This window comes from Oryzihumus sp. (assembly GCF_036391795.1).
Taxonomy (GTDB): domain Bacteria; phylum Actinomycetota; class Actinomycetes; order Actinomycetales; family Dermatophilaceae; genus Oryzihumus.
Genome location: NZ_DASVZH010000210.1, coordinates 1 through 20,842, shown reverse-complemented (window position 1 = coordinate 20,842; position 20,842 = coordinate 1). Strand labels below are relative to the sequence as shown.

Sequence of the window (20,842 nt, the reverse complement as noted above, 5' to 3'; positions counted from 1 at the left end):
CCCACGCCGCACCGGCACGTGACCGCACTCACGACCAGAATGTGAGCCGGAAGTCTGCCCAGTGGACACCCGCAGGCCCTAGGTTCGCCTCATGTTGGTGGCCGTTCCTGCAGAGACCCGGCGCGGAGAGCGCCGGGTCGCCCTCACTCCTGACGCCGTTGCCACGCTGACCGCGCAGGGGCTTTCCGTCCGCGTCGAGTCCGGGGCCGGTGCCGCCGCCCTTGCCTCCGACGAGGCCTACCGCGCTGCCGGTGCCGAGGTGGTCGACGGTGACGTCCTCGCCGAGGCAGACCTCGTGGCGCACGTCCGTCCCCTGCTGCCCGAACAGGTCGCCCGGCTCAGGCGGGGGAGCACCACGGTCGGGTTCGTCACCGGCGCGGGAGAGCTGCCCGGCATACAGGCGTTGCGCGACAACGGGATCAGCGCGCTGGCCATGGAGCTCGTGCCGCGCATCTCGCGCGCACAGTCCATGGACGCGCTCACCTCGCAGGCGCTGGTCGCCGGCTACCGCTGCGCGCTCGAGGCGGCCATGCGGCTGCCCCGGTTCTTCCCCCTCTTCATGACCGCCGCGGGCACCGTCCCGCCGGCCAAGGTGCTCGTCCTCGGCGCCGGCGTCGCCGGGCTGCAGGCCATCGCCACGGCCCGCCGGCTCGGCGCCGTGGTCGAGGCCTACGACGTGCGCCCGTCCTCGGCCGACGAGGTGAAGTCGATGGGTGCGACGTTCCTCGACCTCGGGCTCGACGCCGTCGAGGGCGCCGGCGGCTACGCCCGCGAGCTGACCGAGGACCGCGCCCGCCGCCAGCAGGAGGCGCTGACTCCCTTCATCAGCAAGTCCGACGTCATCATCACCACCGCCGCGGTGCCCGGACGGCCCGCGCCGCAGCTGGTCACCAAGGACATGCTCGCCGGTATGCCGGCCGGTTCCGTCGTCGTCGACCTCGCCGCCGAGAGCGGCGGCAACGTCGAGGGATCCGTTGCGGGAGAAGAGGTCCTGGTCGGCGGGGTCCGGGTCTACGGCATGGCCGACCCCGCCTCGGCGATGCCGGTGGACGCCTCCCGGCTCTACGCCCGCAACATCGTCAACCTGCTCACCCTCGGCCTGTCCGAGGAGGGCTTCACGCTCGACCTCGACGACGAGGTGCTCGCCGGCGCCTGCATCGTGCACGACGGCGTGGTCCGCCACGCCCCGACCGCTGCTCTCCTGGAGGACTGATGGACGGCATCACCCTGCTGACGATCTTCGTGCTGGCGGTGTTCGTCGGCTTCGAGGTGGTCTCCAAGGTGTCGACGACGCTGCACACACCATTGATGAGCGGCGCCAACGCGATCCACGGCGTCATCCTCGTCGGCGCGATCATCGTCACCGGGCAGACGACGTCGACCCTGGGGCTGGTCCTGGGGCTGCTCGCGGTCGTCCTGGCCACGATCAACATGGTCGGTGGCTTCGTGGTCACCGACCGGATGCTCGAGATGTTCAAGGGTCGCGGCCAGCGCCCCGCCGCCTCGCAGGAGGCCGGCCGATGAGCCTGCTGCCCACCACCTGGACCTCGCTGGGCTACCTCGTCGCCGCGATCTGCTTCATCCTCGCGCTCAAGGGCCTGTCCTCCCCGGCCTCGGCCCGGCGGGGCAACCTCATCGGCGCCGCCGGTGCGGTGCTCGCGGTGCTCGTGGCGTTCCTGTCCACCGACCTCAAGCACGTGCTGCTCATCCTGCTGGCCATCGTCGTCGGCACCGCGCTCGGCGTCCCCGCCGCGCGCCGGGTGGCGATGACCCAGATGCCGCAGCTCGTCGCCCTGTTCAACGGCGTCGGCGGTGCCGCCGCGGCGCTGGTCGCCGGGCTGGAGCTGACCCGGATGGAGGGGGCGAGCGGCACGGCATACGTCGCGGCCGCGGCGGGCGCCTTCACCGTCCTCGTCGGTGCGGTGTCCTTCGCCGGCTCGGTGGTCACCTTCGCCAAGCTGCAGGAGATGATGACCACCCGCCCGGTCACCTTCCCCGGAGGCCCCGTTGTCTTCGGCGGCAGCCTCACGGTCGCGGTGGCGCTCGCCGTCGCGATCGTCGTGGACCTGCGCAACGGCGGGGTCAACGGCCTGCTCGTCATCGCCCTGGCGCTGGTGTCGATGCTCGTCGGCGTCCTGTTCGTGCTGCCGGTCGGCGGCGCCGACGTGCCGATCGTCATCTCGCTGCTCAACGCGTTCACCGGCCTGACCGTCGCAGCGAGCGGCTACGTCCTCGACAACGTCCTGCTCCTCGTCGCCGGCACGCTCGTCGGCGCCAGCGGCACCATCCTCACCCGGCTCATGGCCGCGGCGATGGGTCGGAGCCTGGCCTCGATCCTGTTCGGCGCGTTCCGCCAGAAGGCGGCCGGTCCCGCCGGCCCGGGCGAGGAGCGGCCGGTGCGCTCGGGCTCACCGGAGGACGTCGCGATCCTGCTCGGCTACGCCCGCAAGGTCATCATCGTCCCCGGCTACGGCCTCGCGGTTGCCCAGGCGCAGCACACGATCCGCGAGCTGGCCGAGCTGCTCGAGGCCCGTGGCGTCGAGGTGCTCTACGGCATCCACCCGGTCGCCGGCCGGATGCCGGGCCACATGAACGTCCTGCTCGCCGAGGCCAACGTGCCCTACGAGTCGCTCAAGGAGATGGACGAGGTCAACCCGCAGTTCGCCACCACCGACGTCGCCCTCGTCGTCGGCGCCAACGACGTGGTCAACCCGGCGGCCAAGACGACGCCGGGCGCCCCGATCTACGGCATGCCGATCCTCGAGGTCGCCCAGGCCCAGCAGGTCGTCTTCCTCAAGCGCTCGATGCGCCCCGGCTTCGCCGGCATCGAGAACGAGCTGCTCTACGACCCCAAGACGACGCTGCTGTTCGGCGACGCCAAGGAGTCGCTGACCAAGGTCGTCGCCAGCGTCAAGGGTCTCTGACCCCACCCGCGAGGTCGAAGGAACCCACATCTCCCGCGCCGGGAGGTGTGGGTTTCGTCGACCTCGGGGGGGTTCCCTTCCAACCCCAGAGACAGGTATGCCGCGCCGGGAGTCCCGGCGCGGCATACCCGACGGTGCGGGGTGTGGGCTGTCGGTCAGGCCCGGTTGCCCGCGGTCTCGCCGAGCTCCATCGCGTCCACGCCCTCCTGGTCGGCCACCTCGAGGCGGCTGTTGCGGCGGGAGTAGAGGAAGTACACGCCGAAGCCGAGGACCATCCAGATGACGAACCGCAGCCAGGTCTCCACGCTGAGGTTGAGCATCAGGTAGGAGCAGACCAGGGCGGCGAAGATCGGCACGACCGGGTTGCCCGGCACCTTGAACGCCCGCTTGAGGTCGGGGCGGCGCTTGCGCAGCAGCGGGATCGCGATGGACACCAGGGTGAACGCCGCGAGCGTCCCGATGTTGACCATCTCCTCGAGCTTGCCGATCGGCGTGATCGAGGCGATCAGCGCCACGGCGGTGCCGATGACGATGGTGATGGTCAGCGGGGTGCCGGTCTTGTGGTTGACCTTGGCCAGGCGCTTGGGCAGCAGCCAGTCGCGGCTCATCGCGAACACGACGCGGGTCGCGCCGATCATCAGCGTCATGACGACGGTGGTCAGGCCGGCGACGGCGCCGGCGGCGATGATCGTGGCGAACCCGCCCTTGCCGACCGAGGCGAACGCGCTGGCCAGCGCTGCCTTCTCGTCGATCTTGTCGTAGCGCACCATGCCGGTGATGACGAGGGCGACGGCGATGTAGAGGACCGTGCAGATCGCCAGCGAGGCGATGATGCCCCGGGGCAGGTCGCGCTGGGGGTTCCTGGCCTCCTCGGCGGTGGTCGCCACGACGTCGAAGCCGATGTAGGCGAAGAAGACGATCGAGGCACCGGCGACAATGCCCAGCACGCCGAACGTGGCCGGCTGGAAGCCGAACAGCAGCTGGATGAGCGGGGCGCCGAGGCCGCTGGAGGACTGGCCCTTGACCGACGGCGGGATGAACGGGGTGTAGTTCGAGGTCTTGACGTAGCCGATGCCCGCGAAGATCACGAACAGCACGATGAAGAGCTTGAGCCCGACGAGGACCAGGTTGACCCGCATCGACTCCTTGATGCCGATGGCGATCAGCGTGGTGAGCGCGGCGACGAGCAGGAAGGCCAGCAGGTCGAAGTGCGAGCCCGGCGCGACCGAGGCCGGCCACGTGATGCCGATCTTGCCCAGGAAGAGCTCGGCGTACTCGGACCAGCCCTGGGACACGACGCTGGCGCCGAGCATCAGCTCGAGCAGGAGGTCCCAGCCGATGATCCAGGCGACGAGCTCGCCGAGGGAGGCGTAGGAGAACGTGTACGCCGAGCCGGAGACCGGCACGGTCGAGGCGAACTCGGCGTAGCACAGGGCCGCCAGGCCACAGCAGATCGCGCCGATGACGAACGAGATGACGATGGCCGGCCCGGCGTACTGCGCCGCCGCCTTGCCGGTGACGGTGAAGATGCCCGCGCCGATGATCACGCCGATGCCGAAGACCGTGAGGTCCAGCGCGCTGAGCCGCTTCTTGAGCTGGTGCCCCTCTTCGTCGGTCTCGGCGATCGACTGCTCGATCGTCTTGGTGCGCAACACACTCATACTTGCTGCTCCTTGTGAGTGACCTGTCCCTGCCCTGTGTACAGCGCTGGTCACCATAGACCCGCGGCACAGGGATCGCCCATGCTGCCGAGGTCGAAATCATCCTTTTGTCGTAGACCGCATGCTGGACGGCTGTCTTGACCCGTGGACGGCGCGCCGGGTCGTGCGGCACCGACCTGCAACGGACAGGTCCGTGCGGTAGACCTGCTCGCGACGGTGCCACCACCGGCAGGTGGGGGCGGTTCCCGCCCGCGACAGAGAGCAGGTCCCATGCTGCGGTTCTTCCTCGGCGCCTCGGTGCTCGTCACCGGCGCGCTCGTCACGCTCGCCGCCGTCCTCGGCGGCCCCGGCTGGTGGGCGCTGCTCGCCGTGTTCGCCCTCCTGCTGGTGCTGGGGATCTGGGACCTGACCCAGCGGCGCCACTCGATCCTGCGCAACTACCCGGTCCTGGGGCACATGCGCTTCCTGCTCGAGGGGATCCGCCCCGAGCTGCAGCAGTACTTCATCGAGCGCAACTTCGACGGCCGACCCTACGACCGGGACACGCGCTCGATCATCTACGAGCGGGCCAAGGGCATCCACGGCGAGCAGGCGTTCGGCACCGAGCGCGACGTCAACGCCATCGGCTACGAGTACCTCGTCCACTCCAGCCGCCCCGTCGACACGCCCGAGCACCCGCACCGGGTCCGGATCGGCGGCCCCGACTGCACGAAGCCCTATGACATGTCGCTGCTCAACGTCTCGGCGATGAGCTTCGGGGCGTTGAGCGCCAACGCGATCCTGGCGCTCAACGCCGGGGCGGCGAAGGGCGGCTTCGCCCACGACACGGGCGAGGGCGGCCTGACGAAGTACCACCTCGAGCACGGCGGCGACCTGGTCTGGGAGATCGGCAGCGGCTACTTCGGCGCCCGGACCAAGGAGGGCGACTTCGACCCGGACATGTTCCGCGACAAGGCCGCCCACGACCACGTGAAGATGGTCTCGCTCAAGCTGAGCCAGGGTGCCAAGCCCGGGATCGGCGGCGTGCTCCCGGCGGCCAAGGTCAGCAAGGAGATCGCCGAGGCCCGCAACGTGCCGCAGGGCGAGAAGTGCGTCTCCCCGCCGTACCACCGGGTCTTCTCGACCCCGCGCGAGCTGGTGCAGTTCATCGCCCGGATGCGCGAGCTGGCCGGCGGCAAGCCGGCCGGGTTCAAGCTGTGCGTGGGCTCGCGCACCGACGTGCTGGCCATCTGCAAGGCGATGCTCGCCGAGGGCATCACCCCGGACTTCATCATCGTCGACGGGGCCGAAGGCGGCACCGGTGCTGCGCCGCTGGAGTACGAGGACCACGTCGGCAGCCCGCTGACCGAGGGCCTGCTCACCGTGCACAACGCCCTCGTCGGCGCCGGGCTGCGCGACCGGGTCCGGGTCGGCGCCAGCGGCAAGGTGTCCACGGGCGTCGACATCGTCAAGCGACTCATCCAGGGCGCGGACTACACCAACGCGGCCCGGGCGATGATGATGGCGACCGGCTGCATCCAGGCCCAGCGCTGCCACACCAACACCTGCCCGGTCGGCGTCACCACCCAGGACCCGCGACGCATGCGCGCCCTCGACGTCGGGGACAAGACCGAGCGCGTGCACCGGTTCCACGACGCCACCGTGGCCGAGGCGACCCAGGTCATCGCGTCCATGGGGCTGCACGGCCCGCACGAGCTGCGCCCGCACATGCTGCGCCGGCGCATCGACCACACCACGACCGTCGGCTACGACCAGCTGTTTGACCACCTGCGTCCGGGGCAGCTGGTGGAGCAGCCGCCGGAGTCGTGGCTGGCGGACTGGGAGCGGGCCGACCCCGACCGCTTCCTGCCCTGACCGACCGCGCGCTCGACCCGCACGTCTGACCCCCCGCCCGACCGAAGGAGACGACATGACCACCGTTGCCGAGCTGCTGGTCCAGGCCCTCGCCGACCACGGCGTGAAGACCATCTGGGGCGTGGTCGGGGACGCCCTCAACCCCGTCACCGACGCGATCCGCCGCGAGGAGCGGCTGGAGTGGGTCGGGGTGCGCCACGAGGAGGTCGGCGCCTTCGCCGCCGCGGCGCAGGCTCAGCTCACCGGCCGGCTCGGGGTGTGCATGGGCACGGTCGGCCCGGGCTCGGTCCACCTGCTCAACGGCCTGTATGACGCGAAGAAGTCCCACGCGCCCGTCCTCGCGGTCTGTGGCCAGGTGCCGCTGGCCGAGCTGGGCAGCGACTTCTTCCAGGAGGTCGACAACGACGCGCTGTTCAGCGACGTGGCCGAGTTCAGCCGGACCGTCACCAGCGTCGAGCAGATCCCCGCGATGGTCGAGCAGGCGGTCAATGCGGCGCTGACCCGGCAGGGCGTGGCGGTGCTGACCCTGCCCGGTGACGTCGGCGGCCTGGACCTGCCCAAGCACACGGCGGTGCCGCGGTTCGTCGACCAGCACCCCGAGACCGTGCCGGCGCCGGACGCCCTGGACCGGGCGGTCGAGCTGCTCGACGGGGCCGGCGCGGTGACGATGCTCGTCGGCCAGGGGGCCCGCGGTGCCCGCGAGGAGGTGCTCGCCCTGGCCGAGCGGCTGGGCGCGCCGATGGTGCTGACGCTCAAGGCCAAGGAGGGCCTGGAGCACGAGAACCCTTACGAGGTGGGCCAGTCCGGGCTCATCGGCAACCCCGCGGCCCAGCAGGCCCTTGACGGTGGTGACGTCCTGCTCATGGTCGGCACCGACTTCCCGTACCGGGAGTTCTACCCGGAGGGCAAGACCGTCATCCAGCTCGAGGTGCGCCCCGAGCACATCGGCCGGCGGATCCCGGTCGACCTCCCGCTCGTCGGGCACGCCGCGCCGACGGTGCGGGCGCTGACCCAGCGGGTCGCGGCCAAGCCGGACCGCAGCCACCTCGACGCCGCCCGCAAGACCTTCACCGACTGGCAGGAGCGGCAGGCGCGGCTGGCCGACCCGGCATACGACCGCACCCCCAAGGGGCTGTTGCGACGCAAGCTGGACAACCCCGAGGAGCGGATCCGACCGGAGGTGCTCGCGGCCGCGATCGACCGGCACGCCGCCGACGACGCGGTCTTCACCTCCGACACCGGCATGGCGACCGTGTGGCTGAGCCGGTTCGTGCGGATGCGTGGGTCGCGCCGGCTGCTCGGCTCCTTCAACCTCGGCTCGATGGCCAACGCGATGCCTCAGGCGCTCGGGGCCGCGGCCCTGGACCGGGAGCGGCAGGTCGTGGCGTTCTGTGGCGACGGCGGCCTGTCGATGCTCATGGGCGACCTCATCACCGCGGTGAGCCACAACCTGCCGGTCAAGCTCGTGGTGTTCGACAACGGCCGGCTCGGCATGGTCAAGCTCGAGCAGGAGCAGGGCGGCCTGCCGGAGTTCGGCACCGTGCTGGACAACCCCGACTTCGCGGCGGTCGCTCGCGCCGTGGGGCTGACCGGGGTGCGGGTCACCGAGGCGGACCAGGTCGACGAGGCGGTGCGGGTCGCGCTCGCCACCCCCGGCCCGGTCCTGCTGGACGTCCTGACCAACCCCGAGGAGATCGCGGTGCCCCCCAAGCCGAAGCTCAGCCAGGGCTGGGGCTTCGCCGTCGCCAAGCTCAAGGAGACCCTGGTCAGCGCCGGTGACGAGTGAGGATCAGTCCCCGGAGAGCAGGTTGATCGGCCCGGTGTCGTCGCCGGGGTCGGCGTGTCGGCGCGGGGCCGGGGCGTGGACGGGGATGCCGCGCGAGTAGTCGTCGCCGGGGCGGTGGGCGGGACGGTGGATCGGCCGGTGCAGCGGCACGTCCGGGTCGGGCAGCTCGACCGTCTCGGCGAGCTCGTCCACCTCGGCGTCCTCGACCCCGAACAGCTCGGCACAGATCGCCCGGTAGGTGCGGTTCGGGTGCGGCACGTAGCTGACCCGCTTGAGCGCCTGGTGCTGTCCCGCACTCTCCATGACGAACTGCCCGTAGCCCATCACGCGCCCCACCAGGGACCGGCTGTAGGTCATGTCGGTCACCTTGAGCAGCGGCATCATCGCCACCTTGTTGGTGAACAGGCCGTAGGTCAGCAGCAGCCGCTTGTCGGTGGCGACGAACCAGTCGTGGCGCCAGTTCGCCAGCCGCCACAGGGTCCGGCCGAGCACGGCGAACCACGCCCACCAGATGAGGTCGGCGAAGAGCCCGGCTCCGCGCGGCAGCTCGGTGTCGAGCCAGGTCACGACCACCAGGGCCGCGAGCACCGAGGCCACCGGTTCGGCCACCTTGGCCCAGTGCTGGTGCATCGCCACCACGATGCGCTCGCCGTCGAGAAGGTTGCGCTCCAGCCCGCGGCCGCCCGGTCGTGGCGACATGGGCTACTTGTTGCCGAGCAGGGCGTCGAAGAAGTGGCCGAGGTTGACGAAGCCCTGCATGAGCAGCTGGCCCACCTGGTGGACGATGTCGGCGGCCTGGGTCGGGGCGGTGATGATCGCGTAGACCGCGAACGCGCCGAGGACCCAGACAAGGACCTTCTTCGCGCGCACCATGGGGGGACTCCTTGTTCGGCGGCAGGTGGGTAAAGCGCACCTATCGTGTCAAACCGGACGAAATACCGCTCACTGACGCGCCGTCGAGGTCCCTCCGGTATGCCGTGACGTGCGTCGCCTCGCGGCGCCGCGGTCAGTGCCCGGCGGGCGCCGGGACGAGGGCCTGGGCCTCGGTGGGCAGCGGCTGACCCGGGCACGTGGCCAGGATCCGGGCCATGGCGTCGTGCTCGGCAGGGGTCACCCACAGCCCGTAGCGGGCCTTGACCGCCACCTGCCGGGCGACGTAGGTGCACCGGAACGCCTTGCGCGGCACCATCCACGTGGCCGCGTCGCCGCCGCCCTTGGCGCTGTTGAGGGTGCCCTGGACCGCCATGAGGTTGAGCGGGTCGTTGCCGAGCTGGGCCCGCTTCGTCGCGCTCCACAGGCCGGCGCCGGTCTGCCAGGCGTCGGACAGGGCCACCACGTGGTCGATCTGGACCAGCGTGCTGGTGCCGTTGCCGCGGCGGAAGGCGATCGTGGCCCCGCCGTAGGGGTCGTGCAGCGTCCCGGTGAGCACGACGCAGCCGCGGGTGCCGGGCTTGAGGGTCTCGCCGGTGAGGTCCCGACGCAGGATGTCGTTCCGGGTGTCGCAGCCGTTGTGCCCGCCGGGGACGTCGACCGCGTCGCTCCACGCCTGCCCGAACTGCGCGCGGGTGTAGCCGGTCCTGGGTGCCCGGCCCTTGACCTTCAGCGTCTTCAGCGCCGCCGCCGCGCTGCCGGAGCCGGCCCTTGGGGCGCCGGCGCCGGACCCCATCGTGGACGAGACCGCCGGCGTCGTGGCGCCCGGGTCCGGGAGGGCACGGGCGGCGGGGACGCACCCTGCCAGGCTGAGCGCGATACCGGTGGTGGCGAGCAGGGACGCGGGCAGGCGGGAACGACGCGAGCGCAACAGGATCGGACCTTCGAAGGGAGGGCTGGGGGTGGGCCGGCTCAGACGACGCCGTAGAGGCGGTCGCCGGCGTCGCCGAGGCCGGGGACGATGTAGCCGTGCTCGTTGAGCCGCTCGTCCATGGCGCCGGTGACGATGGTGACCGGCACCTTGAGGTCCTGAATCTGCTGCTCGAGCCTGGCCGTGCCCTCCGGGGCGGCCAGCAGGGTGATCGCGGTGATGTCGTCGGCGCCGAGGTCGACGAGGTAGCGGATCGCCGCGGCGAGGGTGCCGCCGGTGGCCAGCATCGGGTCGAGGACGTAGCACTGGCGGCCGGACAGGTCGTCGGGCAGGCGGTTGGCGTAGGTCGTCGCCTCGAGCGTCTCCTCGTTGCGGACCATGCCGAGGAAGCCCACCTCGGCGGTCGGCAGCAGGCGGACCATGCCGTCGAGCATGCCCAGCCCGGCGCGCAGGATCGGCACCACCAGCGGCTTGGGGGAGGCCAGCTTGATCCCGCGGGTGGGCGCGACCGGGGTCACGATCTCGACCGGCTCGACGCGCACGTCGCGGGTGGCCTCGTAGGCCAGCAGCGTCACGAGCTCGTCCGCGAGCCGACGGAAGGTCGGGCTGTCGGTGTCCTTGTCCCGCAGGGCCGTGAGCTTGTGGGCGATGAGCGGGTGGTCGGCAACGTGGACGCGCATGGGCGAAACTTACCGTGTGAGTCTCCGAGGCGGTCCAGTGCACGACCCCGCGTATGCCGCGTGGATGGGGGAGGCGCTCGCGGTCGCCACAGGGTCGCTGGCCTCGGGTGATGTGCCCGTCGGTGCCGTCGTCGTCTCGCCCTCCGGAGAGGTGATCGGCCGCGGGTGCAACCTGCGCGAGGCGCTGGGCGACCCGACGGCCCACGCCGAGGTCGTCGCCATGCGGGAGGCCGCGGCCAAGCTCGGCACCTGGCGGCTGGAGGACTGCACGCTGGTCGTCACGCTGGAGCCGTGCGCGATGTGCGCCGGGGCGCTGATGCTGGCACGGGTGGCCCGGCTCGTGCTCGGCGCCTGGGACCCCAAGGCCGGGGCGTGCGGGTCGGTGTGGGACCTGGTCCGGGACCGCAGGGCCACCCACCGGGTCGAGGTCGTCGGCGGGGTGCGGCAGGCCGAGTGCTCGCAGCTGCTGCTCGATTTCTTTGCGGGGCACCGTCTCTAGTAACCTTCCGCGCGGTGGCGTGTCCGAGCGGCCTAAGGAGAACGCCTCGAAAGCGTTTGTGGGCGGAAGTCCACCGAGGGTTCAAATCCCTCCGCCACCGCCAACCAACTGGAACCCCCGGGAGCTCTGCGACCGGGGGTTTCCTGTTGGCGGTGGCGGGTGGATGCCGGGAGACGTCGAACGGCAGTGAGACGTCGGCTCCCTCCGCCACCGCCGGGAGGAGCGGGGCGACGACCCCTCCCTCCGCCATGTCGGCCGGCGGCCCGACATACGTCTCTGGGTGAAGGGTTGACCACGCTGGGGTGTGGTCAACTCTTCGCGCTGGGCGGGTACTCCCAAGACCGACCTCGCGTGCCGGACGTGAGTCTCACTGGGCGTCGTGAGTGGGGTGTCCGGAAGCCGAGGTCGGCCAACCGGACTCGCCTCCGTCGGTGTCCTCGTCCGTTGCAGCGCCCGTTGCAGAGCCAGCCCACCGGTCCCAGCGAGACCGCATCCTCTCGCCGCGGGTCGGGTGCGTGTGCGGCTTCCATCCGGCCCGGTGCCAGTGCGGCATCCCGCCCGCGTGTGCGTGCAGCCCGCGTCGTTGCGTCCGGGCCAGCGAGCTCACGGACATGACGATGACCCCGGTCCCCGCGGCCAGCACCCACAGGAGCACCGCCGGCGGCGCGGACACGGTCAGGATGAGCATCGCCCCCAGCGCCACGAAGGGTCCGAAGCCTGCCACGGCGGGGCCAACACGCCGTCGGGACGTGGGCCGCGGCGATGGCCGCTGCATGTTCTCGGTCACGAGATTCCCCTCGCTGCTGCGCGTCGGCAGGCCGTGCCGTCGGCCGTCGACTCCCCCTTGACCCAGTGAATCTGCACCCCTCGGGCGATCGACACGCCCGCATCGCCGACATATGGCTCCACAGCCACCCGGACTGACTAGCCGGCTCCGCCACCCCGGCGCCATCCGCCTGGCTGGGCGGCACTCCCGGCAACGCGGCATACGGCCGCCGGAGCGGCGTCGCGGCTCGTCTCCGAGCGGCGGCCAGGACCCTGGCGGCACAGCACGCTCACAGGGGACCTTCGGGGGTGGCCACCGCCCGCCGAGGGAGGTTGGCTGGCCGCATGGGGTACGAGATCGACCTGGTGGAGCTGCCCGCACAGCCGGCGGCCGTGGTCCGGGCACGCGTGGGGCACGACGGGATCGGGGACTTCCTCGGCCAGGCCTTCAGCGAGGTGATGAGCAGCGTTGGCGAGCAGGGCCTGCACCCGGCCGGCCCGCCGTTCGGCCGCTACCGGCCGACCGAGGACGGCGGCTGGGACGTCGAGGCCGGATTCCCCGTCTCCGCAGAGCCCACGGAGACCGGTCGGGTGCAAGCGGCGACGCTGCCCGGCGGATCGGTGGCCCACACGACGCACGTCGGGGACTACGGCGACCTCGGCGCGGCTTACCGGGCGGTTGCGGACTGGATCGTCGCGGAGGGGATGGCCCCCAGCGGGGAGCCGTGGGAGTGCTACCTCGACGAGCCGGGCGTGGCCAACCCGCGCACGGAGGTCTACTTCCCCTGCGTCCTGCGCGCGCTCGCGCCGCAGGACTGACGCGTTCGGGCCGCGCCCGCCGGCGGCCCGGGCCACAATCGCGGCATGGAGCCGGCGCCACGGTGGGTACTGCACGTCGACCTCGACCAGTTCATCGCCGCGGTCGAGGTGCTGCGCCAACCCGAGCTGCGCGGTCTCCCGGTCGTCGTCGGCGGTGACGGGGACCCGAGCAAGCGCGGGGTCGTGAGCACCGCCTCCTACGAGGCCCGCGCCTTCGGCGTGCACTCCGGTATGCCGCTGCGCACCGCCGCGCGCCGATGCCCCGACGCGGTCTTCCTCCCGGTGGACCGGGAGGTCTACGAGGCGGCGTCCGGCACGGTCATGGACACGTTGCGCACGTTCGACGCGGTGGTCGAGGTGCTCGGCTGGGACGAGGCGTTCCTCGGGGTGCGCACCGAGGACCCGGAGGCGCTGGCCCGCGAGGTGCAGCGGCGGGTGCGCGAGGCGACGGGGCTGGACTGCAGCGTCGGCATCGGCCAGAACCTGCTCCAGGCCAAGCTGGCGACCGGGTTCGGCAAGCCCGCGGGGGTCTTCCGGATCACCCACGACTCCTGGTTCGAGCTGCTCGGGGACCGCCCCACGGACGTGCTCTGGGGCATCGGCGCCAAGACCGCAAAACGCTTGGCCGGCCTCGGGATCGCCACGGTGCGGGAGCTGGCGGAGACCGACCCCGAGGCGCTCGCCGCGCAGGTGGGCCCGAAGACCGGGCCGTGGCTGGTCAACCTGGGCCGAGGGCTGAGCCGGGCCCGGGTGACCGGCACCCCGTGGGTGGCCCGGTCCCGCAGCCGGGAGGTGACCTTCCAGGTCAACGTGGAGGACTGGGCCGAGGTGCGGGAGCAGGTGGCGCGGGTCGCGCGGCAGGTCGCGCAGGACGTGGCCGCCGAGCAGCGGCCGGTGGACCGGGTCACCGTCAAGGTGCGCTACGCGCCGTTCACCACGCACACCCACGGCCACCCGCTGCCCGGGCCGACGCTGGACGCGACGGTGATCGAGGCCGGCGCGGCCGCTGCGCTCGCGTTGTTCACCGACCACCGTCCGGTGCGGCTGGTGGGGGTGCGGGCCGAGTTCGCCGGCGCCTGAGCGGCCAGGCCTGCTCGGAGCGACGGTCATCGCTGCGACTCGGGCGCCGGAACGGGCCGAGAAAGCCGCGACGGTCGTCGCCCCGTGCGCCGAGTCGACCCCTGGGGTGGGGCCGGCCCACACCCAGGGTCGGTGGTCGTCAGGCCGCCCCGGGCCGCAGCCTGAGTGACACCAGCCCGGGCGACCGCCCGGGGTTCCTTCGGAAGGGGGTCGCCATGACCGCCCACCTGCGCGCCCTCGCCGCCTCCACCGCCGCGGCGGCCATGGGCCTCACCCTCGGCCTGGTCGTCCGTGACTGGCCCGGCCTCATCAACTGGGTCATCACCCGGCGACCCGCGACCGGGTGAAGACTTCACCACGTCCGGATGTGGTGAGGTCTTCGCTCCGGCGCTCGCCGGGCTCCGGGCGATCAGCGGTTGCGCACGATGGCGACCGGGCAGCCGGCGTGGTGCAGCGCGCCCTGGCTGACCGAGCCGAGCAGCAGCCCCCGGAAGCCGCCACGCCCGCGGCTGCCCACCACCAGCAGGTCGGCGCCGGCGGACTCGTCGACCAGCAGCTGGACCGGGTGGCCGCGGACGATGTGCACGACCACCTCGACGTCGGGGTACTTCTCCCGGCAGCCGGCCAGCGACTCGGCCACGACGATCTCCTCGTCGGAGCGGATCTGCTCCCAGTCCCCGGCCCACGGCGACTCGGCCAGCACGCCCTCGACGTACTCCCACCACCAGGCATGCACGACGGTGAGCCCGGCGTCGGTCATCGACGCGTGCGCGAAGGCGTACTCGATCGCGGCGTTCGACAGCTCCGACCCGTCGACGCCGACCACCACCCGGCCGGCCCCCGCCCCGTCCTGGCTGGCGTGCTCCCGGGTGATGACGACCGGGCACGCCGCGTGCATGGCGACCTGCTGCGACACCGACCCGAGCACCGCCGAGCGGCCGGCGCCGCGCCCACGGGCGCCGACGACGATGGTGTCGGCGACCTCCGAGGCCTCCACCAGGAGTGCCGCCGCGGACCCCTCGGGAGCCTGCGCGGTGACGCGCACGTCGGGGGAGGCCAGCCTGGCCCGGCTGATCGAGCCCTGGGCGACGACGTCCCCCTCGGCGCGCCGCACGTCCGGGTCAGCGGCTGGGCCGGACGTCATTCCCCGCTCCTCGGGCATCACGTGCACGAGGTGCAGTGGCAGGTTGCGTCGCACCGCCTCGGCGGCGCCCCAGGCGATGGCGTCGTGGCTGTGTGGGGAGCCGTCGACCCCCACCACGATGCTGCCGCGCGGCACGGACTCCAGACCCATCACGCCTCCCCGGGCTCGCGCCGCGACTGCTCGCGGTCTGCGGCCACGGTCGCCCGGGGGCCCGGAGGCGGCCAGAGTCGTTGGTCCCCGGCGCGCTGCCACCGCGCGCCGGCCGTCCCGGGTGAGGATGTGCCCCCGACCCCTGGCGTCGGGGGAGCGGAGTGATGGTGCGCAGGGTCCTGGTCGTGGCGGCGGTCGCGGTGCTCGTCGTCCCCACGGTCGTGCGCTTCCTCGGTGACCACGCGCTCCCCGTGCTGGTTGCGGCCGCGTCCCTCACCCCGTATGCCGTGCCTCCCCTCGCCGTGGCCCTCGTCCTCCTCCTGCGGCGGCGCGCGTGGCGGGCGTCGGCGGCGATCGCGGCGGTGCTGGCGCTGAACATCGCGTGGCTCGTGCCCCTGTGGGTGCCGGACCGGGCCCCGGCTCCGGGCGCGACCCCGCTCACCGTCATGACCGCGAACCTGGCCCTCGGACAGGCCGACCCGGCCGCAGTGGTCGCGGCGGTCCGGTCCCGCCACGTCGACGTCCTCGCGGTCGAGGAGCTCACCGCCCCGGCGGTCGCGGCCCTGCACCGGGCAGGTCTGGACCGGGAGCTCGGCCACCGGGCGATCCGGCCGCAGCCGGGCGCCACCGGCGCGGGCCTGTGGAGCCGCCTGCCGCTGTCCGCGGTGACCTGGTCCAGGACCTCCAACCCGACGCCCACGGCCACCATCTGGCTGCGCGGTCGACCCGTCGTCGTCGGCGTGCTGCACCCGGCGGCGGTGGTGCTGGACGGAGGCAAACCGTACGCGGCGGACTACGCGGACCTCACCGATGCGGTCGACGGACTCGACCACGCCACCCCGACCCTGCTGCTCGGCGACCTCAACGCCTCGGTGGACAACAGCGAGCTGCGAGAGCTCATGGGGACCCGCTTCCGGGACGCCCCCGAGCTGGCCGGCAGCGGCCTGCTGCGCACGTTCAGCCCGTCGCCCCGGCTGCCGGCGCTGCTGCACCTCGACCACGTGCTCGTCGACGACACGTTCGGCGTCAGGGACACCTCCGTGATCGACCTTCCGGGCAGTGACCACCAGGCCCTCGTGGCCCGGCTGGGGCTGGCACCGAGGGGCTGAGCGGGCGCCCGGCATACCTTGAAAAACTGCAGGTCAGGATGCCTCTCCAGACCGTTGACCGACCGGTCAGGCAGGCGCACCATGGAGGTGTCCGGTCCGCCTCGGATCGACGGGCCATCAGTCACAAGGAAGGTGGTTGGTCCGCATGAGGAAGTGGACCCATCCACAGGACTTCGTCGCGCTCGTCGCTGGTGTCTACGCGGCCCTGTCCCCCATCTGGACATCGACCACGACCAAGGCGAGCTGGACCATGGTCGTCCTCGGAGTCCTCACGGCCGCGGTGGCGATCGCCTCCCTGGCCCGTCCCGACATGATGTCCTCCGAGGGTGCCCTGGCGGTGCTCGGGATCGCGTTCATCGTGGCGCCCTGGGTGATGGGCTACAGCAGCTCCAGCACCCGAGCCCTCGCCTGGACGTCGTGGATCGTCGGGATCGTCACCCTCGTCGTCGGCGCCCGTGACCTGCAGATGACCCGCTCCGCCCACCGTGGCGGCGGGATGGCTGCGGCGCACTAGCGGGGAACCATGGTGCGGGCTCGCACGGACGGCACCGGGCGGGCCCGGCACCGCGTCCGGAAAGCACACACGCGCGCGGGTGACGGGCCACCGGCCGTTGAGGCGTCAGACCTCGAGGCGCGCGTCTCCGAGGCGCACGCTCCGCACGAGGAGGGTGCGGGTGCGACGGGCGCAGGCGTCGCTGACGCCCGGACCCGCATCCTCGACGCGGCCGAGGAGCTGTTCGCTGGTCATGGCTTCGACGCCACCCCCACCTCTCGCATCGCCGAGCAGGCCGGGGTGGCCAAGGCACTCCTCTTCTACTACTTCCCGCGCAAGGACGACCTGCTCGCGGCGCTGATCGCGGAACGGCTGCCGGAGCAGCCCCTGTGCCGGGTCGGCTCGGTGGCCAAGCGCGGCGACCTGACGGGCTCGCTCGTGCGGCTGGCCCGGGCGCTGGACCTCGGCGGCCGGCGGTCGCGGGTGCTGCGGGCGATCCTGTTCCGCGACCTGGGCTCCCATCCCCAGGTCCTGGCGCACCGGTTCCGGCTGCGCACCGCGCTGGTCGAGCTGACCGAGCAGGTGCTCGACGCGGCCAGCCCGTTCACCCTCGACCGGCTGCGGCGGCGGCAGGCGGCCGACACCTACGTCTCGCTCATGCTCGTCGAGGCCGACCACCGCCGGTTCGCGGGGGTGCTGCCCGACCTGACTGCGGCGGCCAACATCGTGTCCCGGGCCCTGGCCGGTCCGGCGGTCGGCTTCGGCCTGGCGTGAGGTCAGGTCGCCCGGCCGCTCGACACCGGGCGGCTCGACGCCGGCGGCTCAGCAGCCGGCGGGGGCAGTGGCCGCCGGAGAGGTGGACAGCCCGGTGAACTTCGCGCCGAGCACCAGGTCGACGGAGGAGTCCGGCCGCCCGTCCCGCTGCAACGCGGCCCCGCGGACCAGGCCGGCTGCGACCCGCGCAGCCTCGGCCCCGCTCGGGCCGTAGCGGACCAGCGCGGTGCCGGCGACGGCCTGGTGCAGCGGGTCGTTGCTCACGGTGGCCACGAGGTAGCCCAAGTCGCGCAGCCTGGTCGCGGTGTCGCGGGCCAGGCCCTTGCGGCCGGTCGTGTTGTAGATGTTGACCGTGACGTCAGCGGGCGTGAGCGTGCTCGACGTGGTGGTGGCCGGGCACGCGGGCGCCGCCGCAGGCTTCGCCGGGTGGTTGCCGACCAAGCCCTCGAACCACGCCCCGGCGTAGGCGAACGCGCCCACCAGGAGCACGACCACCACGGTCAGGGTGATCGCGGCACGCCAGCGGCCACGGCGCCGGGGCAGGGCGACATCGGTCTCGTCGAGGTCCGTCACGCCCACCTCCCCAGGGTCGGGTGCCACTCGGCGATCATGTCGCGCCCGCGCCCGGAGTCAAGCACCGGCGGCGGTCAGTCGAGGATGAGCACCCGTGCGTGCAGGGCCGGCCTCTGGTGCAGGGCCGCGCGCAGCGCCCGGTGCAGGCCGTCCTCGAGGTAGAGGGTGTCCTTCCACTGCACCACGTGGGCGAACAGGTCGCCGTAGAACGTGGAGTCCTCGGCCAGCAGCAGGCCGAGGTCGAGGACCTTCTTGGTGGTCACGAGCTCGTCGAGGCGCACCATCCGAGGCGCGACGTCGGACCAGTCCTTCGCGGACTGCTTCCCGTGCTCGGGGTAGGGGCGGCCGTCGCCGACGGATTTGAAAATCACCGGGCCAGTTTGGCAGAGCCGCAGGTCGGCCGCCGATACAGTCACAGCGTGAGCGCAGGCACGCCGGCCGAGGGCCAGCTCGAGACGATCCGCTCCGGCTACGCCTTCACCGGCGAGGCCCTCGATCTCGGCGCGGCTGTCACCGATGGCACCGCCCACCCCGACGTCCCGGTGCGCATCCCGCTCGGCGTCCTCAACCGCCACGGCCTGGTGGCCGGCGCGACCGGCACGGGCAAGACCAAGACGCTGCAGCTCATGGCCGAGCAGCTGTCCGCCCAGGGGGTGCCGGTCTTCCTCGCCGACATCAAGGGCGACCTCTCCGGTATGGCGAGTGCCGGGGTCGCGAACGACAAGGTCACCGCACGCGCGGGTGAGGTTGGGCAGCAGTGGGTGGGCACGGCATACCCGGTGGAGTTCCTCTCCCTGGGCGGGCAGGGGCGCGGGGTGCCGGTGCGGGCGACCGTGACCTCGTTCGGGCCGACCCTGCTGGCCAAGGTGCTCGGGCTCAACGACACCCAGGAGTCGAGCCTGGGGCTGGTCTTCCATTTCGCCGACAAGAACGGCCTGCCGCTGCTGGACATCAAGGACCTGCGCGCGGTGATCAGCTACCTCACCTCCGATGAGGGCAAGGCCGACCTCAAGGAGCTCGGCGGCCTGTCGGCGGCGACCGCGGGGGTGATTCTGCGCGACCTCATCGCCTTCTCCGACCAGGGTGCGGACGTGTTCTTCGGCGAGCCCGAGCTCGACACCGCCGACCTGATGAGGCTGGCCGCCGACGGTCGCGGCATGGTCACCTGCCTGGAGCTGCCGACGTTGCAGGACCGGCCGGCGCTGTTCTCCACGTTCCTCATGTGGATGCTCGCCGACCTGTTCCACGACCTGCCCGAGCTCGGCGACCCGGACAAGCCCAAGCTGGTGTTCTTCTTCGACGAGGCGCACCTGTTGTTCGAGGGGGCCAGCAAGGCGTTCCTCGCCGCGATCGAGCAGACGGTGCGGCTGATCCGGTCCAAGGGCGTGGGGGTGTTCTTCGTGACCCAGACGCCCAAGGACGTCCCGCCGGGGGTGCTGGCCCAGCTGGGCAACCGGGTGCAGCACGCGCTGCGCGCGTTCACTCCCGACGACGCCAAGGCGCTCAAGGCGACGGTGTCGACGTTCCCGCACAGCGGCTACGACCTGGAGGAGCTGCTCACCCAGCTCGGCACGGGCGAGGCCGTGGTCACGGTGCTCTCCGAGCGGGGTGCCCCGACGCCGGTCGCCTGGACGCGGATGCGTGCCCCGCAGTCGTTGATGGCGCCGTCCGCGGACGACGTGGTGCAGCAGACGATCGCCGCCTCGCCGCTCGAGGCGCGGTATGCCGTGGCCCTCGACCGCGAGTCGGCCTACGAGAAGCTGCAGGCCAAGCTGGCAGCGGCGCCCACGCCCGAGCCGGAGCCGGCGCCGCCCTCTCCCGCTTCGTCGGCTCCTGCGCCTGCACCCTCACCTCGAAGGGCGGAGAAGCCGCAGGAGTCGGTGGTGGAGCAGGTGGTGGAGTCCCCGATGTTCAAGTCGGTGCTGCGGTCGGCCGGCACGGTGATCGGCCGGGAGATCACCCGCAGCCTGTTCGGCACGGCCCGGCGCCGCCGCTGACCCCACGCCCGTCGTCGCGTGGGCTGCCGTCGGAGGGCCTCAGCAGTCCTGACTGAAACGCCTCGCTGCGTGGCTGCCTGCCTGTCTGCCCGCGTAAGGCTGCGAAGGGATGGTGGGCATGCCGCCGGCCCGGCCGTCCCGGGGCCGGGTGCGGGGCGGGGACCTCAGGTGTGCCAGGTGACCCCCGGTGGCGGTGACGGTCGCGGTCCAGCCGCGCTGGTGCACGATCGTGTGGTGCCGCCCGCACACCAGCGCCGCGTTGGCCACGTCGGTGGCCCCGCCGTTGGCCCAGTGGGTGACGTGGTGCCCGTTGGTCTTGCCCCGTTCTTACGGACAGGTACTTGATTGTGCGGCATAGCCGTGCGGGGTGGCGTAGCCGAGTGAGGAATGCCGGCGCTGGGTGTTGTACTCCCAGACGTAGGCGAACAGGCGCTGGCGGGCCTGGGCCCGGGTGTGGGGCTGGCCGCCGGGGTAGAGCTCCTCGGTCTTGTAGGAGGCGAACCAGGACTCCATCGCGGCGTTGTCCAACGCGCTCTTGCGGGCACCGATCGAGGCCACCAGTCCGGCGGCCCGGGTGCGGGTGAGCCAGTCGTGGGAGGTGAACTGACCGGGTTCAACCGGTGGATGACGCAGCCTCGCGGGGGCCGGCGCCCGCGGATGGCCTGGTCCAGGGCCCTCATCGCGGTCAGCGGGGTTTGCCGGTCCGCCACGGCGTAGCTGATGACCTCCCGGT

At 72.3% G+C, this 20,842-nt stretch carries 22 protein-coding genes, 1 tRNA gene and 1 pseudogene; 14 read left to right on the top strand and 10 right to left on the bottom strand.

The features are described from left to right. Positions 1 to 91 precede the first annotated feature (91 nt). The 3 genes from VF825_RS13090 to VF825_RS13080 are packed head-to-tail and all read left to right on the top strand — an operon-like array spanning position 92 to position 2,924. Positions 92 to 1,213, top strand: coding sequence for a Re/Si-specific NAD(P)(+) transhydrogenase subunit alpha (locus VF825_RS13090; protein ID WP_331113972.1), 1,122 nt, complete (start codon positions 92 to 94; stop codon positions 1,211 to 1,213). Beyond that, positions 1,213 to 1,524, top strand: coding sequence for an NAD(P) transhydrogenase subunit alpha (locus VF825_RS13085; RefSeq protein ID WP_331113970.1), 312 nt, complete (start codon positions 1,213 to 1,215; stop codon positions 1,522 to 1,524). The genes VF825_RS13090 and VF825_RS13085 overlap by 1 nt, the downstream gene beginning before the upstream one ends. Further along, complete coding sequence (locus tag VF825_RS13080) at positions 1,521 to 2,924, top strand: NAD(P)(+) transhydrogenase (Re/Si-specific) subunit beta (protein ID WP_331113968.1); 1,404 nt, start codon at positions 1,521 to 1,523, stop codon at positions 2,922 to 2,924. The genes VF825_RS13085 and VF825_RS13080 overlap by 4 nt, the downstream gene beginning before the upstream one ends. A 155-nt stretch (positions 2,925 to 3,079) precedes the next feature. Here the strand turns inward: VF825_RS13080 and VF825_RS13075 are convergent, their stop codons facing one another. Then, complete coding sequence (locus VF825_RS13075; protein WP_331113966.1) at positions 3,080 to 4,585, bottom strand: amino acid permease; 1,506 nt, start codon at positions 4,583 to 4,585, stop codon at positions 3,080 to 3,082. A gap of 270 nt (positions 4,586 to 4,855) precedes the next feature. Here VF825_RS13075 and VF825_RS13070 point away from each other — a divergent pair, with 270 nt between their 5' ends. Then, positions 4,856 to 6,439 carry an FMN-binding glutamate synthase family protein gene (locus VF825_RS13070; RefSeq protein WP_331113964.1) on the top strand — a complete coding sequence of 528 codons (1,584 nt, stop codon included), beginning with the start codon at positions 4,856 to 4,858 and terminating at the stop codon, positions 6,437 to 6,439. 55 nt (positions 6,440 to 6,494) lie between these two features. After that, positions 6,495 to 8,225 carry a thiamine pyrophosphate-dependent enzyme gene (locus tag VF825_RS13065; protein ID WP_331113962.1) on the top strand — a complete coding sequence of 577 codons (1,731 nt, stop codon included), beginning with the start codon at positions 6,495 to 6,497 and terminating at the stop codon, positions 8,223 to 8,225. Positions 8,226 to 8,228: 3 nt separating this feature from the next. On the opposite strand, the gene VF825_RS13060 is transcribed toward VF825_RS13065, so the two are convergent. The 4 genes from VF825_RS13060 to upp all read right to left on the bottom strand — a co-directional run bounded on the left by VF825_RS13060 (position 8,229) and on the right by upp (position 10,706). Continuing rightward, the gene (locus VF825_RS13060; protein ID WP_331113960.1) at positions 8,229 to 8,924 is read right to left on the bottom strand and encodes a PH domain-containing protein; all 696 of its coding nucleotides are present in this window, start codon (positions 8,922 to 8,924) and stop codon (positions 8,229 to 8,231) included. A gap of 3 nt (positions 8,925 to 8,927) precedes the next feature. Beyond that, positions 8,928 to 9,098, bottom strand: coding sequence for a hypothetical protein (locus tag VF825_RS13055; RefSeq protein WP_331113958.1), 171 nt, complete (start codon positions 9,096 to 9,098; stop codon positions 8,928 to 8,930). 133 nt (positions 9,099 to 9,231) lie between these two features. Beyond that, entirely contained in the window at positions 9,232 to 10,026 is a 795-nt protein-coding gene (locus VF825_RS13050; RefSeq protein WP_331113956.1) for an HNH endonuclease family protein, read from the bottom strand. A 41-nt stretch (positions 10,027 to 10,067) separates the two neighbouring features. Further along, entirely contained in the window at positions 10,068 to 10,706 is a 639-nt protein-coding gene (upp, locus tag VF825_RS13045) for a uracil phosphoribosyltransferase (protein ID WP_331113954.1), read from the bottom strand. A gap of 64 nt (positions 10,707 to 10,770) precedes the next feature. Between upp and VF825_RS13040 the strand changes: the two genes are divergently transcribed. From VF825_RS13040 to VF825_RS13020, 5 genes are all read left to right on the top strand, one after another. Next, positions 10,771 to 11,205 carry a nucleoside deaminase gene (locus tag VF825_RS13040; RefSeq protein ID WP_331114015.1) on the top strand — a complete coding sequence of 145 codons (435 nt, stop codon included), beginning with the start codon at positions 10,771 to 10,773 and terminating at the stop codon, positions 11,203 to 11,205. A gap of 13 nt (positions 11,206 to 11,218) precedes the next feature. After that, positions 11,219 to 11,308, top strand: a tRNA-Ser gene (locus VF825_RS13035). A gap of 1,007 nt (positions 11,309 to 12,315) precedes the next feature. Continuing rightward, a complete protein-coding gene (locus VF825_RS13030) occupies positions 12,316 to 12,789 on the top strand; it encodes a GyrI-like domain-containing protein (RefSeq protein ID WP_331113952.1) in 474 nt (157 codons plus the stop codon). A 45-nt stretch (positions 12,790 to 12,834) separates the two neighbouring features. Further along, positions 12,835 to 13,869 carry a DNA polymerase IV gene (locus tag VF825_RS13025; protein WP_331113950.1) on the top strand — a complete coding sequence of 345 codons (1,035 nt, stop codon included), beginning with the start codon at positions 12,835 to 12,837 and terminating at the stop codon, positions 13,867 to 13,869. Between the two features lie 215 nt (positions 13,870 to 14,084). Continuing rightward, positions 14,085 to 14,216: a hypothetical protein gene (locus VF825_RS13020; protein WP_331113948.1), complete on the top strand. Its 132-nt coding sequence runs from the start codon at positions 14,085 to 14,087 to the stop codon at positions 14,214 to 14,216. Between the two features lie 62 nt (positions 14,217 to 14,278). Here the strand turns inward: VF825_RS13020 and VF825_RS13015 are convergent, their stop codons facing one another. After that, entirely contained in the window at positions 14,279 to 15,163 is an 885-nt protein-coding gene (locus VF825_RS13015) for a universal stress protein (protein ID WP_331113946.1), read from the bottom strand. A 164-nt stretch (positions 15,164 to 15,327) separates the two neighbouring features. On the opposite strand from VF825_RS13015, the gene VF825_RS13010 reads away from it, so the two are divergent. From VF825_RS13010 to VF825_RS13000, 3 genes are all read left to right on the top strand, one after another. Next, a complete protein-coding gene (locus VF825_RS13010; protein WP_331113944.1) occupies positions 15,328 to 16,272 on the top strand; it encodes an endonuclease/exonuclease/phosphatase family protein in 945 nt (314 codons plus the stop codon). A gap of 145 nt (positions 16,273 to 16,417) precedes the next feature. Then, entirely contained in the window at positions 16,418 to 16,786 is a 369-nt protein-coding gene (locus VF825_RS13005; protein WP_331113942.1) for an SPW repeat protein, read from the top strand. A gap of 9 nt (positions 16,787 to 16,795) precedes the next feature. After that, a complete protein-coding gene (locus VF825_RS13000; protein ID WP_331113940.1) occupies positions 16,796 to 17,539 on the top strand; it encodes a TetR/AcrR family transcriptional regulator in 744 nt (247 codons plus the stop codon). A 48-nt stretch (positions 17,540 to 17,587) separates the two neighbouring features. Here VF825_RS13000 and VF825_RS12995 read toward each other — a convergent pair whose 3' ends face one another. Beyond that, positions 17,588 to 18,112: a LytR C-terminal domain-containing protein gene (locus VF825_RS12995; RefSeq protein ID WP_331113938.1), complete on the bottom strand. Its 525-nt coding sequence runs from the start codon at positions 18,110 to 18,112 to the stop codon at positions 17,588 to 17,590. A gap of 74 nt (positions 18,113 to 18,186) precedes the next feature. Next, positions 18,187 to 18,483: a type II toxin-antitoxin system VapB family antitoxin gene (locus VF825_RS12990; RefSeq protein WP_331113936.1), complete on the bottom strand. Its 297-nt coding sequence runs from the start codon at positions 18,481 to 18,483 to the stop codon at positions 18,187 to 18,189. A gap of 48 nt (positions 18,484 to 18,531) precedes the next feature. Between VF825_RS12990 and VF825_RS12985 the strand changes: the two genes are divergently transcribed. Continuing rightward, a complete protein-coding gene (locus tag VF825_RS12985) occupies positions 18,532 to 20,109 on the top strand; it encodes a helicase HerA-like domain-containing protein (protein ID WP_331113934.1) in 1,578 nt (525 codons plus the stop codon). A 39-nt stretch (positions 20,110 to 20,148) separates the two neighbouring features. Here the strand turns inward: VF825_RS12985 and VF825_RS12980 are convergent. After that, positions 20,149 to 20,412 (bottom strand): annotated as a pseudogene (locus VF825_RS12980) (hypothetical protein); the annotation flags it as partial. Positions 20,413 to 20,436: 24 nt separating this feature from the next. After that, the gene (locus VF825_RS12975) at positions 20,437 to 20,667 is read right to left on the bottom strand and encodes an integrase core domain-containing protein (RefSeq protein WP_331113930.1); all 231 of its coding nucleotides are present in this window, start codon (positions 20,665 to 20,667) and stop codon (positions 20,437 to 20,439) included. Positions 20,668 to 20,842 lie beyond the last annotated feature (175 nt).